The 19,209-nt window shown below is 34.9% G+C and carries 12 protein-coding genes; 1 reads left to right on the top strand and 11 read right to left on the bottom strand.

Annotation, left to right across the window (positions count from 1 at the left end; all coding sequences use genetic code 11):
• The first annotated feature begins 137 nt into the window (after positions 1-137).
• Positions 138-1,757, top strand: a complete 1,620-nt coding sequence (locus tag B0A81_RS01680) for an arylsulfatase (RefSeq protein ID WP_089056395.1) — start codon at positions 138-140, stop codon at positions 1,755-1,757.
• Positions 1,758-1,917: 160 nt separating this feature from the next.
• Here the strand turns inward: B0A81_RS01680 and B0A81_RS01675 are convergent, their stop codons facing one another.
• From B0A81_RS01675 to B0A81_RS01625, 11 genes are all read right to left on the bottom strand, one after another.
• The gene (locus tag B0A81_RS01675; protein WP_089056394.1) at positions 1,918-2,835 is read right to left on the bottom strand and encodes a DMT family transporter; all 918 of its coding nucleotides are present in this window, start codon (positions 2,833-2,835) and stop codon (positions 1,918-1,920) included.
• 1 nt (position 2,836) lies between these two features.
• Complete coding sequence (nagA, locus tag B0A81_RS01670) at positions 2,837-3,976, bottom strand: N-acetylglucosamine-6-phosphate deacetylase (protein WP_089056393.1); 1,140 nt, start codon at positions 3,974-3,976, stop codon at positions 2,837-2,839.
• Positions 3,977-4,040: 64 nt separating this feature from the next.
• Positions 4,041-5,183: a sialidase family protein gene (locus B0A81_RS01665; RefSeq protein WP_089056392.1), complete on the bottom strand. Its 1,143-nt coding sequence runs from the start codon at positions 5,181-5,183 to the stop codon at positions 4,041-4,043.
• A 284-nt stretch (positions 5,184-5,467) separates the two neighbouring features.
• A complete protein-coding gene (locus B0A81_RS01660) occupies positions 5,468-6,652 on the bottom strand; it encodes an AGE family epimerase/isomerase (RefSeq protein ID WP_089056391.1) in 1,185 nt (394 codons plus the stop codon).
• 116 nt (positions 6,653-6,768) lie between these two features.
• Positions 6,769-8,874, bottom strand: coding sequence for a GDSL-type esterase/lipase family protein (locus B0A81_RS01655; protein WP_244281217.1), 2,106 nt, complete (start codon positions 8,872-8,874; stop codon positions 6,769-6,771).
• A 130-nt stretch (positions 8,875-9,004) separates the two neighbouring features.
• Positions 9,005-10,246: an MFS transporter gene (locus tag B0A81_RS01650; RefSeq protein WP_089056390.1), complete on the bottom strand. Its 1,242-nt coding sequence runs from the start codon at positions 10,244-10,246 to the stop codon at positions 9,005-9,007.
• Between the two features lie 85 nt (positions 10,247-10,331).
• The gene (locus B0A81_RS01645) at positions 10,332-11,504 is read right to left on the bottom strand and encodes a galactose oxidase (protein WP_089056389.1); all 1,173 of its coding nucleotides are present in this window, start codon (positions 11,502-11,504) and stop codon (positions 10,332-10,334) included.
• 29 nt (positions 11,505-11,533) lie between these two features.
• Positions 11,534-12,454 carry a dihydrodipicolinate synthase family protein gene (locus tag B0A81_RS01640; protein ID WP_089056388.1) on the bottom strand — a complete coding sequence of 307 codons (921 nt, stop codon included), beginning with the start codon at positions 12,452-12,454 and terminating at the stop codon, positions 11,534-11,536.
• 94 nt (positions 12,455-12,548) lie between these two features.
• On the bottom strand, positions 12,549-14,012 hold the full coding sequence (locus tag B0A81_RS01635; RefSeq protein WP_089056387.1) for a RagB/SusD family nutrient uptake outer membrane protein: 1,464 nt from the start codon (positions 14,010-14,012) through the stop codon (positions 12,549-12,551).
• 18 nt (positions 14,013-14,030) lie between these two features.
• On the bottom strand, positions 14,031-17,465 hold the full coding sequence (locus tag B0A81_RS01630) for a SusC/RagA family TonB-linked outer membrane protein (RefSeq protein WP_089056386.1): 3,435 nt from the start codon (positions 17,463-17,465) through the stop codon (positions 14,031-14,033).
• A gap of 476 nt (positions 17,466-17,941) precedes the next feature.
• Positions 17,942-19,174 (bottom strand): ROK family transcriptional regulator, encoded by a 1,233-nt coding sequence (locus tag B0A81_RS01625; protein WP_089056385.1) that lies wholly within the window; start codon positions 19,172-19,174, stop codon positions 17,942-17,944.
• Positions 19,175-19,209: the final 35 nt, after the last annotated feature.

The raw sequence follows: 19,209 nt of genomic DNA, 5'->3' as shown, positions 1-19,209 counted from the left end.
TGAAGTATTTCCTTATGAACGCTCTTAATATTATTTAAATTTGAGAATCAATCTTAAGCTGATAATCTTCAGCAGACAATTAAAAAGTACTTCCATACAATTTCATTTATAAATTCTAATCCTTAAAATTTTAAACTATGAAAAAAAATGCCTTACGAATATTTTTTGCGTGTTTGTTCAGCATAGCTTCGATAGGAGTAATTAATGCACAAACTAAAAAGAAGCCAAATATCATTATGGTAATTTCTGATGATACAGGCTGGGGAGATTTAGGAGTTTATGGCGGTGGTGTCGGCCGCGGAATGCCGACTCCAAATTTGGACAGAATGGCTAAAGAAGGTATGCAGTTTTGGTCGTTTTACGGACAGCCAAGTTGTACTCCGGGAAGAGCGGCCATGATTACGGGCAGAATTCCAAACCGAAGCGGTATGACGACTGTTGCTTTTCAAGGTGAAGGAGGCGGACTTCCTGCTGCTGAATGGACATTGGCATCTATTTTGAAAAAGGCAAATTATAAAACTTACTTTTCTGGAAAATGGCATTTGGGTGAAGCAGATTATGCGATGCCAATTGCACATGGATTTGATAAAATGCAAAATGTGGTACTATATCACTTAAATGCGTATACCTATTGTTTTCCTTCATGGAATCCTGATATGGCACCAGAAATATCTGATTTCATTAAAAAAGCGACTAAAGGTATTCTTGAAGGAGAAGCAGGAAAACCAGCACGTGATACAGGTCCTGTAACAGAAGAAAATATTGCCGAATTAGATATTAATATGGTAGATAATAATCTAAAACAGCTTGATGAATATGGAAAATCAAAAGATCCATTTTTTATGTGTATCAATTTTGCCAAAAATCACCAGCCAAATTTACCTTCAAAACAATTTAAAGGAAAATCGCCAGCTAAAAGCAAATATGGTGATGCAGTTGTAGAAATGGATTATAACGTTGGACGAATTATGGATAAAATTCGTCAGCTTGGAATTGCAGATAATACTATTGTAATTTATACAGTTGATAACGGAGCATGGCAAGACGTTCACCCTGATTCTGGATATACGCCATTTAGAGGATCAAAAGGAACAGATAGAGAAGGAGGAAGCCGAGTTCCAGCTATTGCTTGGTGGCCGGGTCAAATTGAAGCAGGAAGCCAAAGTCATGATATCGTGGGAGGTTTAGATTTGATGGCAACTTTTGCAAGTCTTGCAGGAGTTGAACTGCCTAAAAATGATAGAGAAGGTAAACCAATGGTTTTTGACAGTTATGATATGTCGAATGTATTATTCAAAAAAGGAAAACCACTTCGTGACAGATGGTTTTATTTTACAGAAAATGAGCTATCTCCTGGAGCCGCACGTATAGGAAAATGGAAGGCAGTATTTAATACACGTGGTGATAATGGTGCGCAGGCAGGAAGTGATACACCAGGACAGCAATTGGGTTGGAGAGGTGATCAAACTTATGTAGCAACTGTTCCCGCTGTATATGATTTATGGCAGGATCCACAAGAACGCTATGATCTTTTCATGAACAGCTTTACAGAAAAGACTTGGACAATGGTAATTTTTGATCAAGTTATTCTTGAACTGATGAAGACTTATGCAGCAGTACCGCCAAGACCACAACAAAGTGGTTCTTATGGAGGACCTATGGAAATTGGCAGATACAGAACCATTGAGCAGGCTAAACAGTTACTAAATAGCAAGCAGTTGTCGATGCCGGCTTTGAGTGTCGATCCAAAAAACTAAATAATTCTATCTTACTTTATACCATTAAGCCCGATTTGCGTCGGGCTTTTTTTATGGAATAAAATCAATTGTATTGACAATATATAAAAAAGAAAGCCTTTAAAGTTGTAGCTAAAAAGGCTTTTCTCTTCTTCAAAAAATCAATTTAATTGTAGTTTTCTTAGGTGTTTTTCTTTCTGTCGATAGAAAGACTGGTATACAATCCTATTATTACAAAGATTACACCAAAAAGGGTATACAAAGTAAGCGGTTCATTTACCATAAAATAGGCAATTAAAAACCCAAAAATTGGACATAGAAAAAGCCAATAAGAGGCTTTTATTGGATTAATCTTTAATAAATACAACCAAAACTGAACTGCTCCGATAGAAACAGCAATGGCAAGCCACGAGGTCGAAAACCAGAAATCACTGTTAAAAACATTTTGATCAGATTGATAGGTAATCCATAATACTGGAATCAGAAACACAGCCCCAATAATGGTTTGCCACCCATTTATGGTAAGAATGTGTAATCCGTTCCAGTTTTGTTTAGAATAATAAATAGTGCCTAACGAATAGGCGATCATGCTTGCAACCAAAATAAGTATGCCGCCGGGAGTTGCAAAACTGCTTTGCAATAAAGGATATGCCGCTAAAAACACACCAATAAAACAAAGAAACAGACTAATTATGTTTTTAATTTTAATTTTATGAGATAACCAAATCGCCGAGATCAAAACAATAAAAACAGGATTAGTCGCAACAGCCAAACTCCCTAAACCGGCAGATACTTTTTGCATAGCAACAACATATAAGCCTAAATAAAAAGTAATATTAAACAAACCGTAAATACTAATTTGAATCCACTCTTTTTTTTGAGGCAGTCGTTTTGCCATTAAAATATGAGAAATTAAAAGCATAATGCTTCCGGCTATTACAAACCTAAAAATAGAAATCACAAAAGGCTGCGCAGCATGAAGACCTATTTTGGTAGCAGTCGATGCTGATGCCCATAAAAAGGCAAATAATATTCCAGCAAAAATGATTTTAAATTCTTTGATTTTGGCAGTAATCGGAAGCAGCTTTTCTTTAATCATTTTATAAAACTGCTGTTGAGGTTTTAGAAAAATGAAGCGTTTCGATATGTGATAAATCAGCATTGAATTGAACAAAACTTGCAGGAAAACCTGTTTTTATTTTTCCAAATTTCTCTCCTAAACCAATCGCATTTGCAACACGTGTTGTTCCCATTTTTACCGCTTCATCTGCAGAAACATTCAAATGATTATAAGCATTTTGAACCGCTTCTAACATAGAGATTGTGGCTCCAGCCAAATTGCCTTCGTCATTTCTATAAAAGCCATTTACAAGATGAGCATCAAAATTATCCCATTTAAAACTTTCTACTTTTCGCCCTAAAAATGTGGCATCACTGATCAAAAAGAATTTGTCTTGTTTTAGTTTATAAGCCAACCTTGCGGCTGCATAATCACAATGTGCTCCATCTAAAATTACGGGAGCATAAACATTTTCATTTTCAAAAACAGCACCAACTAATCCTGGTTCACGATGACCAAATTGAGTCATAGCATTAAACAAATGTGTTACAAGGTTTATGCCTTTTGAAAAATAATGCTGTGCCTCTTTATAACCTATTGTAGAATGTCCTGCCGAAATTGTAATACCGCTTTCTAAAAGCATATTTAATTGCTCGTCAGTAAAACATTCAGGTGCGATTGTAATTACTTTTATCACATCTTTTCCGTATCTAATAATTTCTTCAAGTTCACTATTTGTTGGTTTGCGAACCTGATCGATACTGTGAGCGCCTCGTTTTAAAGGATTTAAGAACGGACCTTCTAAATGCATTCCAATTACACCATTATTGTGTTTTTGGATGTAATTTTTAGTCGCTTCAATTCCTTGCAGAATTGTTTCATTAGACGATGAAATTAAACAAGGTAAAACATGAGTTGTACCATATTTTAAACTTGAATCATAAATATCCTGAATCGTTTCTTCAGTAGGCGTCTGGCTAAAATAAAGTTTTTCACCTCCATTTATCTGAATATCTATAAATCCTGCTGCTATATGCTTTCCTTTTAAATCGAGTTGAGGTAGATCATTTGGAACCTCTTTTTGAACCGAAAGAACAGCTCCATTTTCTACGATAATCACTCCGTTATCAATTATCTCATCACCTGTATGCACAATAGCATTGACAATAGCTTGTTTCATTGTTTTTGTTATGTAAATTAAACTATCCAGTAAACTTTGAATCTACATTGGTTTAAGCCGTTTTTTATTTCTTTGATTTTCCTTTTTGAGAAGGTTTCTTATAATTGTCCTTCCCGTCTGTAAGCCATTTTAATGAAAAGCTTACGAAAGTATTTTGAGTATAGTCGTCTTTTTCAAAAAACACTCCAATATCTCCATTCTCAAGTATTGTAAGAGACGAATAAGCCGATCCGCCGCCATATATAGTTTTTCCTTCCGTCCATGTTTTTCCTTCATCATAACTAATACGAACTGTTAGATTCATTCTATCCTTTTCCATTTTAGCATTCGAAAACAGAATTCTATTCTTATCATAACCATCAGCTTTAGCTGTGTATCGAATAATTTCAGCATTACAGCCTGGATCTATCAATTTAGGTTCTGGTTTAGTGCTCCAAGTTTTTCCCTCATCAGTAGAAGTATGTACATATCGCATTCCGCCTTTGTTTACCCTTGCATTAACCATCCAGCTTCCGTCAGCCAATTCAATAATTTTTGATTCGTCCGCAGGTTTTATAGGTGTGTCAATAAAGAACCATGTTTTTCCATGATCATTACTTCCAAAAATATACAAGCCGCTCGTTAAATTTACTAAAGTATGCAACAACTTTCCGTTTTTTGTTTGTATTCCGCGTCCAGAAGTTATAAACTTAAAATCTTTATGCCATTCCGGTTTCGCAATTTGGCTCGTAATATCTTGAGCTTTACTCCAAGTTTTACCATTGTCACTGCTTTTTACAACATGCAAATAATAAACATCTTTTTCCTTATCCAAGTCCATAAAATTATAGAACAAAAAGATTTCATTAGTTTGTTTGTCAACAATCATCGAAGGATCTGACGCAGATTGCCCAAAAGGAAAATCGGCTACCTTTTCAATCTCTGACCATGTTTTTCCATTATCAGCGCTTCTGCGAATAACAATATTAATGTCTTTGCTCCATTTTAAATCACCGCACGAAGGAACACGTTCATCGATAGCAGCAATCAAATCGCCATTTGGAGCCGTTACTATAGACGGAATCCTAAAACAGGAAACATCTTTAACCATCGATTTATTAAATAAATCCTGACTAGTAATTACGCCATCTGCGATTTTATAAGTTTCCTTCTGTGCATAAATCATTGTCGCAGAAGTTAATAATAGTAGTGTGAAATATTTTTTCATAATTAGAATAAAAATAGATTTTTGAATTTTATGTTTCAGAAACACTTAATCAAATTCGAATAGTTGTTGCTAATATATTTAAATTAACTCGTTGAGTGTAATTAATTTTAACACATAGTCCCCATAGCTTTCGGGATTTACTTTTGCTTCTTAAAAAAGGCGTTTCACTTAATTAAAATACATAAAGCATATCTATGTGAAAGAAATGGGTTTCTTTTTGTATTCTTTTTAGGTATACAATCTATGTTTCTATGTGTTTAAATTTAATATTTTAACCCAGTTAATTATTGGTTTAAAGTTTCATTTAGAAGCTGCAGGCAGTACCATTCTTGGCGTGGTAAATGAAAAGGTCCTTTATAAAGATTTCCTTTTGCAGTTTGTGCAACGCTTCCGTCTCGATGCAGATAACCAAACCATTCTCCGTTTTCTTTATCATGAAACTTACTGTAAGAGTAGTCATGAATCATTTTGTGCCATTTTGCATATTTTTCATTTCCAGTCATCGTGTAGGCGAGAAGTGTCGCAATAATTACTTCATTATGAGGCCACCAAAATTTCATGTCCTGCCAATATTCCTGTACAGGATTTCCGTATACATCAAGAAAATACAAAATTCCTCCATGTTCTTTATCCCAGCCGCGTTCCCACATATAATCGAGCATTTTGCACCCCAATTCAATTAAATGCGGATCATTATTTCTATATTTTGCCTCATGCAAGATAAACCATGCACCTTCAATTGCATGTCCGGGATTCAAAGTTCGTCCGTCGATATGATCAATTATAGAACCGTCTGGCGCAACCTGTTCCATTACACATTCAATATCATGTTTAACAAAATCATTTTCGATTTCAGCAATCCATTTAGTAATCCATTCATCACATCTAGGATCACCAATAGTTTCTCTTATCTGTTGTGCAGTGTTAATCATAATCATTGGAGAACCAATTCCTTTTGCCGGACGTACAGCAGTATATTTTGGTTCTAACAATCCTGGTGTAGTCGCATATTTAATACATTCTCCAAATAAATGACGCGCTTGTTCAGCGACCTTTTCGTCACCGCTTGCTTTAGCATAAGCACTCATTGCGATAACAGCGAAAGTCTCAGAAAAATAATAACGGCGTTTACGAATAGGACTTCCATCGCGCGTTACATGAAAAAACATTCTTCCATCCGTATCAAAACAATGTTTGTTTATAAAATCGATACCAGATTTTGCGCCGTCCAGCCATTCTTGTTTAGGTTCAATTGTATTATAAAGTGTTGAAAGAAGCCATGCTGTACGTCCTTGAAACCAAACCGATTTATCATCATCTATTAATTCACCTGTTTGATTTCGCATTAACAAATAACCGCCATGAACAGTGTCAATAGAGCGAGGAAACCAGAAAGGAATGGTGTTTTTAAGTAATTGCTTCTGATAAAAATCTTTTAAATCTATCAGGTCTGTCGTTGTATAACTCATTTTTTAAGTATTTTTTTATACCTACCAATATCGTTAGGCTTTGATTTACTATGTTTTACTTTTTGTATCGTATTTTCAATGCGTAAAAGTTTTATATGTTTTTTGGGAGATGTATTCTAATTTGTGCTTGAAGAAATTATTTCTGTTTGAAAAGTCGAGCAAGGCAGATTTTCCTCATTTACCAAATTGGCTTTCGTATAAGGTTTCCAAGCATAAAAGACCGTTTTAATCTTTTCGGTTTTCGGAATAGTAATTTTGACTTGATTATTGACTATTTCAGCTTTACATTCCATTCTGTTTCCTTTTTCGGTTACTAATTCAAAACCGATTAACTCTTTTTTATCTGCAGTTTGTAATTGTTTTGCATTTGAAAAAGAAACTAGAATTGCATCTCCTTTTTGTATCGCTTTTAAAACAGCTGGACCGTTTGCGGTTATATTTTTGCCATAAGTATATTTTAAGGCTAGAAGAGCCAGTCTGTCTCCAATTTGTTTTTTCCTTATCGGATGTACATTTGTCGAATCGCCAAGATCCATACTAACTGCCATACCGCTGTTTGGAATTTCTTTCTGGATTCTGTTTTGCATAGCTCTAAATGAGGGCCAAGACGGACGATCGATACTCGATAATTGCACGTAGTAAAAAGGAAGGGAAGCTCCCCAAGCTTTTCGCCAGCTTTGAACCATTACAGGCATTAAATGTTCGTATAATTCAATATTGTGTGCATTGCTTTCGCCTTGATACCACAGAAATCCTTTTATGGGAAATTCTGTAAAATGTGCAACTCCTGCCTCATAGTTGTAGCTTGGTGCGTACGGATGACGTTGTTTTGGGTTTACAGCATTTTTTAAATTTTCATCTGAACGTGATCTTACCCAAGGCATTATAAAATCAGATTTTCGCCAATTCGTCAAAACATCTACAACTTTATCGTCGTGTTCTAAAGTATATCTGTCTATCCAGGATTCGATCGGAGATCCGCCAACAGCAACTTCTATTAAGCCAATAGGTACATTTTCTTCTCTAGTAATATTTTGACCAAAATAAAAGGCAATTGCCGAAAAGTTTTTGGCACTTATAGAATCGCAGACTTTCCATTTTCCTGAAAAGTATTGTAATTGATTGGTTTTTTCTAAAACTGTAGAGTCCCAAGCTTTTTCATCTGTTTCCTGAAGAACTTCAAAATTAAAAAGACGTAATGTTGTATTGCTTTGCGCGTTTTTAATGACCGAAGTCCCGTTTTCGGCATTTTTCAGTGGAAATGCCATATTCGATTGTCCCGAGCAAAACCATATATCTCCAATTAAAATATTCTTTAAAACAATGCTTTTTTTGTCAGATGAAATTTTAATTTGATGTGTTCCGCCAGATTTCATTGCAGGAAAAATGGTTTTCCATTTTCCATATTCATTTGTGGTTACGATTTCTTTTTGATTGGCAAAAAGTACTTCAACTTTACTGCCTCCATTTGCATTTCCGTAAATTACAATTGGCTGTTCACGCTGAAGTATCATATTATCGCTGAAAACGGCGCCAAGTTTTAAACCTCCAAAATTTTGAGAAATATTTTCGTAAACAGTCTGCGCTAGGATCGCTGCACCTTCTTTTATTGGATGTAAAGCATCTGGAAAAAGATCTGGACGATTGTATAATTTTTCATGAAGATCAATGAGTTTTACATCATTTGCCGCTGCAATTTCAGAGATATGCTTCTGAATCTGCCAAAACCAATCGCGTGTTCCCGATTTAAAACGATTGTGTTCGTTAAAAATGGGTGTCATGCGGCAGATGTATATTTTTACTTTTGGATTTTGCTTTTTTAAAGTATCGATAATCCAAGAATAATCAGCATTAAAATCTTCTCTATAATTTGGCCAGTTTCTAGGATCAGTATCGTTTAAACCTAAATGAATAATTGCAATATCTGGTTTATAGGCAATAGCTTTGGCACATTCTTCTGTTTTATAATAAGGCTTACTTCCTTTTTTTAAGAGTGTTGCACCGCTGTGCCCAAAATTTTGAACTTCAAATTTATTACCCAGTAAAATTTGCAGCTGCGAAGGATATGATTCTGTTTTTGAATTGGCTAGAAGATATCCAGCTGTCACAGAATCTCCGATACAGGCAACTTTTACGGTGTTTTGCTGCGCATTTATTTTAGTGTGAACGAGCACAAAAATAAGCAAGGCGAGCAGAAGTAAATTTCGATTCAGTATTCTCATTTTCTAATTAAATTTTTAAAACTTAATACATTATAAGCTGGGCAGAGCGCAAGGCTCCGCCCTGACTTATAAAACCAAAAGCCAACTAATTAATTTTCAGGATAAATAAATTAAGGGATTACGCTACGCTTTATGCATCGGCAAAATCATTTACTTTAGGACGTAAAAAGCTGATTTGAGCGATCAATGCAATCAGAACGACACCAGCCATTAAGGAAAAACCATAACCTAAGCTGCCGGTATCGGCTGATTTACCAAGCAAAGAAGTGACTAATGCACCGCAGGCAACGCCTGTCATATTCAAAACGCCGTATGCGGTGGCTCTGTGTTTTGAAGAAACAAACTGACAGATAATGGGCATATTATTGGCATCAAACATTCCGTATCCTATACCAAAACATAAAACTGCACCAACCACGTGCCATAATGAATGTCCAAAACCAATTAACATTAATGCGGGAATTGTTAAGCTTAAACCTATTGCACTGGTATAAACTCTTCCTCTTATATTTTTTTGAACCCATTTGTCTGATAAAATACCTCCAAATAGAACTCCTAATAATGATGAAAATGAAATGGTGATTGTTGCTAAAGGTCCAGCCTGATCCATTGAAATACCCAAGTTGTCCGAGAATAGGGTAGGAAGCCAGTTTTTAGTTGCCCAGCCCGGTAAACTTATGATAGCAAAATAAAACAGAATTACCCAAAATGAAATATTGGTAAATAGTAACGCCAGACCTTTGAACAATGGATCTTTTTCATGCGTTTTATTAAATTCAGAATCTATAGTTTTAGTTTCGACTTTTTTCTCACTTAATAAGAAAACTAAAATGAATGAATATACAATACCCACAATACCAAAATGATGAAAAGTAGTATGCCAAGAAAATTTAGCCGCAATCGTAGCGCCAAAACCACCCAATGCCGAACCTACATATAAACCGGTCATATGAATACCAATGGCAAGTGATCTCGTTTTTTGCTGATGAAAATCGGCAATTAAAGATAAACCAGCTGGAATATATAAAGCCTCACTCACACCCATAACAGCTCGAAGCCAATAAATTTGATTATACGTTGTGGCGTAGCCCATTGCATAAGTAACCGCAGACCAAACAAACAAACTGCCTATAATAAGCCATTTTCTATTTAACTTATCGGCAATAATCCCTGATATGGGACTCATTAAAGCATAAATCCAAAGAAAAATAGCCATTAAACGTCCAAAGTTTTCACCTGACACTAATTCTGGAATATCATTTTCCATCGATGGTCTCATAGTAGCAAGCATTTGCCTGTCCATGTAATTTAGTAACGCTACAATCCAAAGTAAGGCGACTACTAACCAAGGATAATATTTAGAGTTTTTCATTTTATTTGATGTGGTTTTTTTTTGATTGTGTTTTGGTAGATCTAGCAGTTTTTAAAAACGTATTAGATTTTAAGCTTAAAATATATTATTTGATACTTCCTATCATAACATTTGGCGTACGTATTCCGGGTTTGATTTCTCCATTCGATAAAACAATTTTATTGTTCCATAACACTGCCGGTGTCGTTACATGCGCAAGAAAGGGAAGTTCTCCAATTTTTGACCATTTATTTGTTTGTGTGTTGTAAAGTAAAACAGCATTGTAAAAACCTTTATGCGTTGTATTTAATATGTTTTTCTCTGCAATAAGCTTTGATTTTTCTTCTTCCGAAGAAGCTTTTGAAATTTGCGATAAATACGTTTCGATTTTATGAAAAGTAGTTCCGTTATCTCCGCCGGTAATCAAAATGTATTGATTTCCTAAAGCGACACCTGCACCAGCAGAAAAATTAGTCGTGTTTTTACCGTCAGTAATTATAGCTTTACTTTCCCAAGTTTGACTTTTTAAATTAAAAGCCAATGTAGTATTGTGTAAATCACTTATTCCTGATGGTGTTTTTGTTCTTCCGCCAATGATATAAATATTGGTTTCGTTTTTATCTTTCTGAATTACTGCAACTGAATTCGCCAAAGCAAATGGCAATTTAGGAAGTGATTTCCATTCAGATTCAGCAGCATTTAAATCAATACTAAAAACCAAATCAGATGATTTTGCAGCTTCGTCTCCGCCAATCGCATATACTATATTATTTAAACTAGTCAAGGCAATATTGGTAACGGCGATTGGAAAATCGGGCAGTGATTGTAGTTCGATTTCATTTAGCTTGCTGTTCCATTTTAAAAGATATGCTTTTTTAGAAAGTCCGTTTTCATTTTCTCCTCCCACATATACAATTCCAAGACTTGTCGATGTACTTCCTGAATAAGCAATAGGTTCTGGCAATGAAAAAGAATTTTTCTTATTCCATTGATATTGGTCTTTGATTTTTTCTAAAACATGAATTTCTTTCGAATAGTGTTTTTTTCCTCCTTCCCAAGGCATTTTATCTGGAAAATTTGCTCCGCCTGCCGTAATAAAAACGTCATTATAAACTCCGTTAATCGGACCTGCAAAACCTAAAGACAGGCTTCCGTCTTCATTTTGTAATTGCGCGGCTTTTTGCCATTCGACGCTTTTTATAGTTGTTTTTTGCGCTGAACCTATTGTTGTCGACATCATAAAAAAGGTAAAAATTAAAGAAGAAAATACAGTATTCATAAAGGCTTGTTTTAGAAAAACGAACTTAATTATTTTGATTTAAATTCATCAAAATTTAAACCTTCAACATCTTTTTTGAATAACTCAAATTGTGCCGCGCTCATGTTTTTAACTGGTAATCTAAATTCGCCTAAATCATGTCCAACCAATTTCATGTAGGCTTTTCCAACAGAAATTCCGCCGTATTTCCCTAAGAAACGAATCATATCAATAGATTTTTGCTGCAGTTTACGTGCCTTCACCAAATCGTTTGCATTAAAAGCGTCGATTAAATCATAGTACAATGGAGCAGCGTAGTTAAACGTACTTCCTACAGCACCTTTTGCGCCTAAAACTAATGCAGAAAGCATATTTTCGTCACGTCCCCAAAGCATATCAAACTTTCCATCAGCATAACTCATGCAGCTTTGAAAATCCATGAAATCTTCATGTGTATATTTCACGCCTGCGAAGTTTGGCAGTTTTCCGTCTAATGCTCTAACTAAATCATACATTGCAATATTTACTCCTGTTAATACTGGAATATGATAATAGTACAAAGGCATATTTGGAACACTTTCTCCAACTTTAATACAAATTTCTGCCAATGTATCAACGCTTGATGGTTTGAAATAAAATGGTGCAGTTATAGAAACGGCATATAAACCAATTTCATAAGAGTGTTTTGCTAATTCGATGCAGTCAGTAAGCGAAGTTCCTCCAAGAAAAACCATTACTTTAAAATCGGCATCGTGATTAGAGCAATCAGCCCAAGCCTGTGCTACAGCTTTCTTTTCTTCAAGCGAAATAGAAACACCTTCTCCAGTTGAACCAATAATGAATGCACCGGTAACTCCGTTTCTTTTTAAGAAAGCGTAATAAGGAGGAATCAAGCTTAAATCTAATTTTCCGCTGCTGTCGAATGGAGTAAAAGGGGCAGAGATAAGACCTTGTAAATGTTCAATTTTCATGATTGTATTTTTTTATTATTGATGTATTTTGTTTGAATCAGACTGAGAACATTTTAGATTCTCAGCCTGATTTTAAACTTATATTTTTTAAATTTTATTTGCTAAGCGGATTTTGAACAATTTTTGGATTGAAATTGATTGTATTCTGAGAGATTGGGAACAAAACTTCTTTGCCAGCTGTCATAGATGATACTAGGTTTGTTTTGTTGAAACGAACTAAATCCCACCATGATTTACCTTCAAAAGCCAATTCTTTTAAACGTTCTTTTAAAATAAGATCATCATTTGCTGTTTGTGAACCATTTGTAAAAGAGGCTGTTACATCGGCTCTTTTCATAACCAAATTCATTTCTGTTGATGGATCTTGACCTAATGCATTTTTAATTTCAGCTTTCATTAATAAAACATCAGCCCAGCGGTAAATGATAATATCACTTACAAATCGTCTAATTGTACCGTCAACAGTTCCGTTGTATTTCACTAATCCTGTAACAACAGGAGTTGCACCATTGTATAAAGTTAAATAAGTTGCTGCTTTTCTAGTATCTGTAGAAGCAAAATTAAATTTGGTAATATCTGGCTGTACTCTCGAAATACCTGCATTTCCAGATCCTGTTCCCAGTGTTCCAAAAACTGCAGTTGCCTGCGCAGCTGTTAATGGAGCAAAATCACTTGGACCAACAAACATAAATTGATTCCAGTTGTCTAACAATGAAGACGGTAAATCTGCAAGTGAATAACGAACTGCAAAAAGTACTTCGGCATTTCCTTTTTTGTCATAAGCAAAAACATCTTTAAAGTTAGGCAATAAAGTTGGAGTTCCTGGTATGGCATTCACAGAAGCTAAAGCAGTGTTTAAATCTGCTGTTCCGCCGCTTAATTGTTTTGCTGTCCATAAATAGACATCCGCTTTTAAGGCTTGTACGGATGGAAGCGCTAATTGAGTTGTATTATTTGCTGTATCAGGGAAGTTTGCAATTGCTTTATCAATGTCTGATTTAATAAAAGCAAATGTTTCTTCGATTGTGTTACGCGGAATAATATACTGTGATTGATTTGTGTTTTCTGTAGGTTCTGTTACAATTGGAACACCTCCCCACGAACGCGCCATGATAAAGTAGCATAAAGCACGCATTGTATACGCTTGTGCAATGTATCTTTTTTGCTCTTTTACCGTACTTGGACTAAATGGAATTTGCGGTACATACTTTAAAATCAAATTTGCCTGATGTATTGTAGTGTACAATCCAGCCCAATCAACATCGATGTTTTGGGGTGTAAGGTTGTTATTGTAATAATTTGCTAATGTTAATGGAGATTGAACTCCTCCAGTTATTTCGGCACTTCTTGCACCTCCAAGAAGATAATAGTTTTGCTGTGTTTGGATTCTGAAGTTAACATACATACCGTTTACACCAGCCTTTGCGTCGTCTTCTGTTTTCCAAAAACTATCTGAGGTAATGACACTATCAGATGTTAATTCTAGTTCGTCCTGACAAGAGGTGAATAGAGAGAAACCAGCAAATAGTATAGAATATAAAAGAAATTTCTTTTTCATGATTTTAGTATTAAAAATTTACAAACCGATATTTAAACCAAGTATAATGTTTCTAGGTACTGGATATGTACCAGTAGATCCTGCAGCGTTTAATCCTAAACTAGATCCTCCGTCGATACCTTGCACTTCAGGGCTTAATCCTTTGTATTTAGTAAAGTAGTATAAATTGCTTCCGGTTACGTACAAACGAAATGATGTTAATCTTGCTTTTTCGACTAACGATTTTGGAAAGTTGTAACTGAATGTGATTTCTCTAATACATAAGTAATCTCCGCTTTCGTAGTAACGGCTGTTACCTTGAAACATATTGGTGTTGTAAGCAGCACCGCTTGCTTCTGATCTAAATAAGTTATTTTGATTCGTTTGATCTGCCCAACGGTAACGAGGAACATCAGTAATATCACCTTCTTTTTGCCAAGCTTGTGCACTTTCGGCTAATAAGCCATAGTTTCCTTGAAACTGACCTAAGAAACGTGCTCTTGCTTCGTTGTAAATTGTAGCTCCTAACGAATAATCTGTTCTAACTGTTAAAGAGAATCCTTTGTAAGCAGCATCAAAATTAAAACCTCCCACAAATGTTGGGAACATATTCCCCATATATTGTCTGTCTCGGCTGTCGATTACACCATTATTATCAGTATCTTCAAATACGGCATCTCCAGCGAATTTTTTACCAGTTGGGTTTCCACCGTTTGCAGCTGTTTTTGTTACGTACGTATCTTTAACTTTTAAGTTGTATGCATCGGCTTCAGCTTGAGTAGAAAGAATGTATAGTTGTTTGTGCGCATAGAAATCTCCAATTTTTTGACCTTCCTGCAATCCGCCTACATATTTATAAGTTCCGCTTTTTACATCGTAAATTTCAGTTCCGCCAATTCTGTTATTTGTGTTTCCATTAAATGGAAGTTTTTCAACCGTGTTTGTATTGTGCGAAACGTTTGCTCCAACATTGATTTTCCAATCGTTTTGATTGTAAACATTTGCTTGTACTTCAAGCTCAAAACCTTTACTTCTTAATCCTCCTAAATTGGTTAAAACGGTAGAGAAACCACTATTTGAAGGTAAAGTCAAATTCGTTAATAAATCTGAAGTTAACTTGTTGTAGAAATCTCCAATAATTCTAATCTTATCACCATTAAATCCGATATCAAAACCACCGTTGATTGTTTCAGATTGTTCCCATTTTAAACCTGGATTTGCAATTTGAGAATTAATAATTGCCGATTGTCCGTTGTAGCTGTTCGGAAGTCCGTTTGTTGTACCAGCATACAATCCGCCAGCCTGAAAATCTCCCAGAGTTCCTAAGTTACCATTTACTCCATAACTACCGCGAAGTTTAAGAGATGAGAAGAATTTAGGCATTACATTTGCCCAGAATTTTTCTTCCTGCATATTCCATCCTGCAGATATTCCAGGGAAAAATCCATATCTATTATCTGGACCTAAACTTGATGAACCGTCATAACGGAAAGAAGCTGTAGCAAAATATCTGTTTTTGTAATCATAGTTTAAACGGCCAAATACACTGTTTAAAACTAATTTAGTATTGTTGCTGTAAACCGAAACAGGAACTGGAGACGAATCTAAAGTTTGTGCTAAATCAGAAGGACTTCCTTTTCCTGAAGCATTAAAAGCTTTAATTGTTCTGTCGTATTTTGAAGCTCCTAATTTTGCATCAAAATCACCAATCGCATCCCATCCTTTTTTATAAGCAAAAACTCCTTCGTATTGTACTTGATAAATTTGATTGCTTAATCGAGTTGCTGTACGTGTATTATCTACCAATCCGCTGCTGCCGCTTAAAAAAGCCTGTTGAAAAGTATTGTCATTTTCGTTTTCGCTGTAAAGAGACATAGAAGGAGTGAAGGTAAAGTCTGTTGCCAGTTTTAATTCACCGTCTACACTCATTTGCAGTTTATTGTTTTCGTTGATTCCTTTTACTTTACCCATTTGATATAATGGATTTCCGTTGATGTTGTTTTGACCTGGAGCCAATGAACCATCTTCTAAATACATTTTTGTTGTAGGGGAGTTTCCTAAATATCTGTTGAAAACAACACTATTAGCAACAACTTGATTATTACTCGATTTAGAAAATAACACACGTCCGTTTAAAGTAAAATTATCAGCAACTTTTAATGATGCATTCAATTTACTTGTAAATCTTTGATACCCTGTAAAAATGGTAATTCCATCGCCTTTTAAATAACCAAGGCTCAAATCGAATACGCCGGTATCAGTACCTCCGCTGAAACCAAGATTATGATTTTGCGTTACAGCACTCTGAAATAAAACATCGTTCCAATCCGTACTTTTGTAGATAATGGTATTACTTGGATTTAATGGATCTGCGATTTCCTGCCAGCCTTTTGCCTGTAGTTGACTAACGGTATCTGCAGATAAATTAGACTTTAGTAAGGTTGCAAAAGGAGTATTACTTTGTAAATTATTTCCTGTTCCTGCTGGCGTAGCACCAGTTAATTGTCCTAATCTCGCAATACCAGTAGTTGTTGAAAGTCCAGCAAGTTCTGCAGCATTATACAAACCTTGACGTTGAAATTTAATATAATCTCCGCCATCCATAAAGTTATATTTTTTTGCAACATGACTGATTTGCGTAGAGGCATTATAAGTAACTTTTAGTTTACCTGCTTTTCCTGTTGTAGTAGTAATGATAATTACACCATTTGAAGCTCTTGCACCGTAAATAGAAGTAGCAGCAGCATCTTTTAAAACTTGAAGAGAAGCTATATCAGCTGAATTTATATCATCAATCTGCGTACGAATTACACCGTCAACAATATATAAAGGTGTTGCTCCAGAAGGGTTGTCGATAGATGTACCTCCTCGGACTATCACATTGGATGCTTTTCCGGGCTGACCAGATGAAGTTTTAACCACCAAACCAGTTACACTTCCTTGCAATGACTGCGTTACGTTCGAATATGGAACATTTTCTAAAACTTTTTTGTCCAGTTTAGAAACGGCAGTACTCAAAGTTCTTCTGTTTTGAGAACCATATCCTACTACAATTACCTCATTCATCTGCTGTCCAATTTCTTTCAAAACAATGTTAAGAGAACCTCCTGTTATTGTTACTTCCTGATCTTGTAAACCTATATAGGTAACAATTAAAGTTGTAGCATTATCTGGAACTTCAAAAGCAAAGTTTCCGTCAAAATCTGTTTGTGTGCTTACATTAGTTCCTTTAGCAACGATATTTACACCCGGCAGTGATTCTCCTTTTTCATTGGTCACTTTTCCGGTTACTTTCTTTTGAATAGGGTCGTTCTTTTTTACATTTTTATCTGTAAAAACAATACTTCTTTCCGTTTTTGCATCTGCTAACTGCATAGTAAAAACTAAAAGTAACGTAGATGTTAATTTAATAACTTTTACGTGTTTAGGAATAAACCTATAATTTTTAGGTTTACTTTTAGGCAATAATTTCATACTTTTGTAATGGTTTGGTTAATAATAACTTTGTTAAAGGTCTATATGTTTATTCTCCAATCATTGTTCCTTACAGGAACTTGCCAGCTATGTTTCCAGCATTAGCTGGCTTTTTTATGACTAGAAAATAAATGGGGTATGCAATTGGTTCTATTGATAATTCTCTATGATCTTTAATTCTATTGTTACGTATAAAAATTTGTATTCTCCTTTTTCTCCTTCCTGTTTTTGTTTTTTTTGAGGATTTTGTAAACCTCTAGTTTAATGAATTGTTTATGCTGCGCGCTTCATAACAATAAAATCAATATTCATTTTTTTTAGTTATTATAGATTGATTAAATTTTAACAGCTTAATCAAGGTTATGATAACTTTATGAATAAATTATTTTATTATTATGAAGTAAAGATATAAAATATTTTAATATAACAACTTTAGTTATTAAAATATTTTAATAATTAAGAAGAAAAACTAAAAATTAGTTGTTGATTAGAGGAAATAACATCTTTTCCTTTATAACGCAGCAAGCGCCAATAACGCCTGCACGACGGCCTAAAGTAGACTTTTTAAGCTTCATATCACGGTTAACTAAACCTAATGAATATTTTTTTAATGCAGACTGAATAGGCAGTAAAGAATAGTCGCCTAACTGTGCGAAATCTCCTCCAATTACCAGTAGATCAGGATTGAAGATGTTAAGCAGAATAGATAAATAACGTCCCATTTTTTCGCTTTGCTGTGTTACAAGGTCAACACAAAGCGTATCTTCTAGATTTATGGCTCCTTTTATAATAGTGTGATGCTGCAGTTCTGATGAAGAATCGTCAAGAACTACTTTAGATTGTTTGCCTTCTTTTACGGCTTCTTTAAATTGGTTTACAAGTGACCAACCCGATATTTCGGTTTCTAAACAACCTAATTTTCCGCATTTGCACATGATTTCATTATTAAAAATAGTACTATGTCCAAACTCTCCAGAATAGCCTGATTTACCATAATAAAGTTTTCCATCTGTAATCATCCCAATAGCAACTCCCCAGCTGTAATTTACAAAGATTATGTTTTGCTCATCGTCGACAACACCCTCACAATATTCACCAAACGCCATTGCACGAGTATCATTTTCTAAATGAACGGGAAGATCTAATTGTTCAGATATTATCTCTGTTAAAGGTCTATTTTCACTAAAGAAGTAATTATAACTAAAACCTTCCATTGAATTGATTCGGCCAGAAAAGTTGATGCAGACTCCTACAATCAATTTTTTCTCAACAGAGCTGTCCTCGATAAAAGAATTGATAAGATTGCAAAATTGTAATAAAGATTCTTGCGTGTTTTCTAAAGTAAAAGAGGTGCCAAGTTCTATACTTACTAACTCATTTTTAATATTTTGAAGTCCGATCGACATACTTGTCAATCCTACTTCAACCCCAAGAAAATAAGCACAAGTTGGATTAATGCTAAACAATGAAGGTCGCCTTCCGCCGCTGTTTGTAATTTTACCCATATCAACAACATAACCTTCAGCCAATAATTCGTTAACAGCTTTAGTCACCGTTGGAACGCTCGATTGTATTTCAGCACTTAATTCGGCAATGGTTGCATTTCCGCCAGTAAGTAAACGTTTAGTGATAAATTGTCTTAACATATGCCACTTTTGTTCTGACAGACTTTTGTCTTTACTATTGTCTAATAAATCTTTTAAACTCATTGCTTTGTGTTTTATGGGTTGACACAAATTTAATT

Origin of the sequence: Flavobacterium plurextorum, assembly GCF_002217395.1 — a bacterium.
In the GTDB taxonomy this organism is placed as follows: Bacteria; Bacteroidota; Bacteroidia; order Flavobacteriales; family Flavobacteriaceae; genus Flavobacterium; species Flavobacterium plurextorum.
The sequence above is the reverse complement of the archived record's forward strand: the minus strand, read 5'-3'. Positions and strand labels throughout refer to the sequence as shown.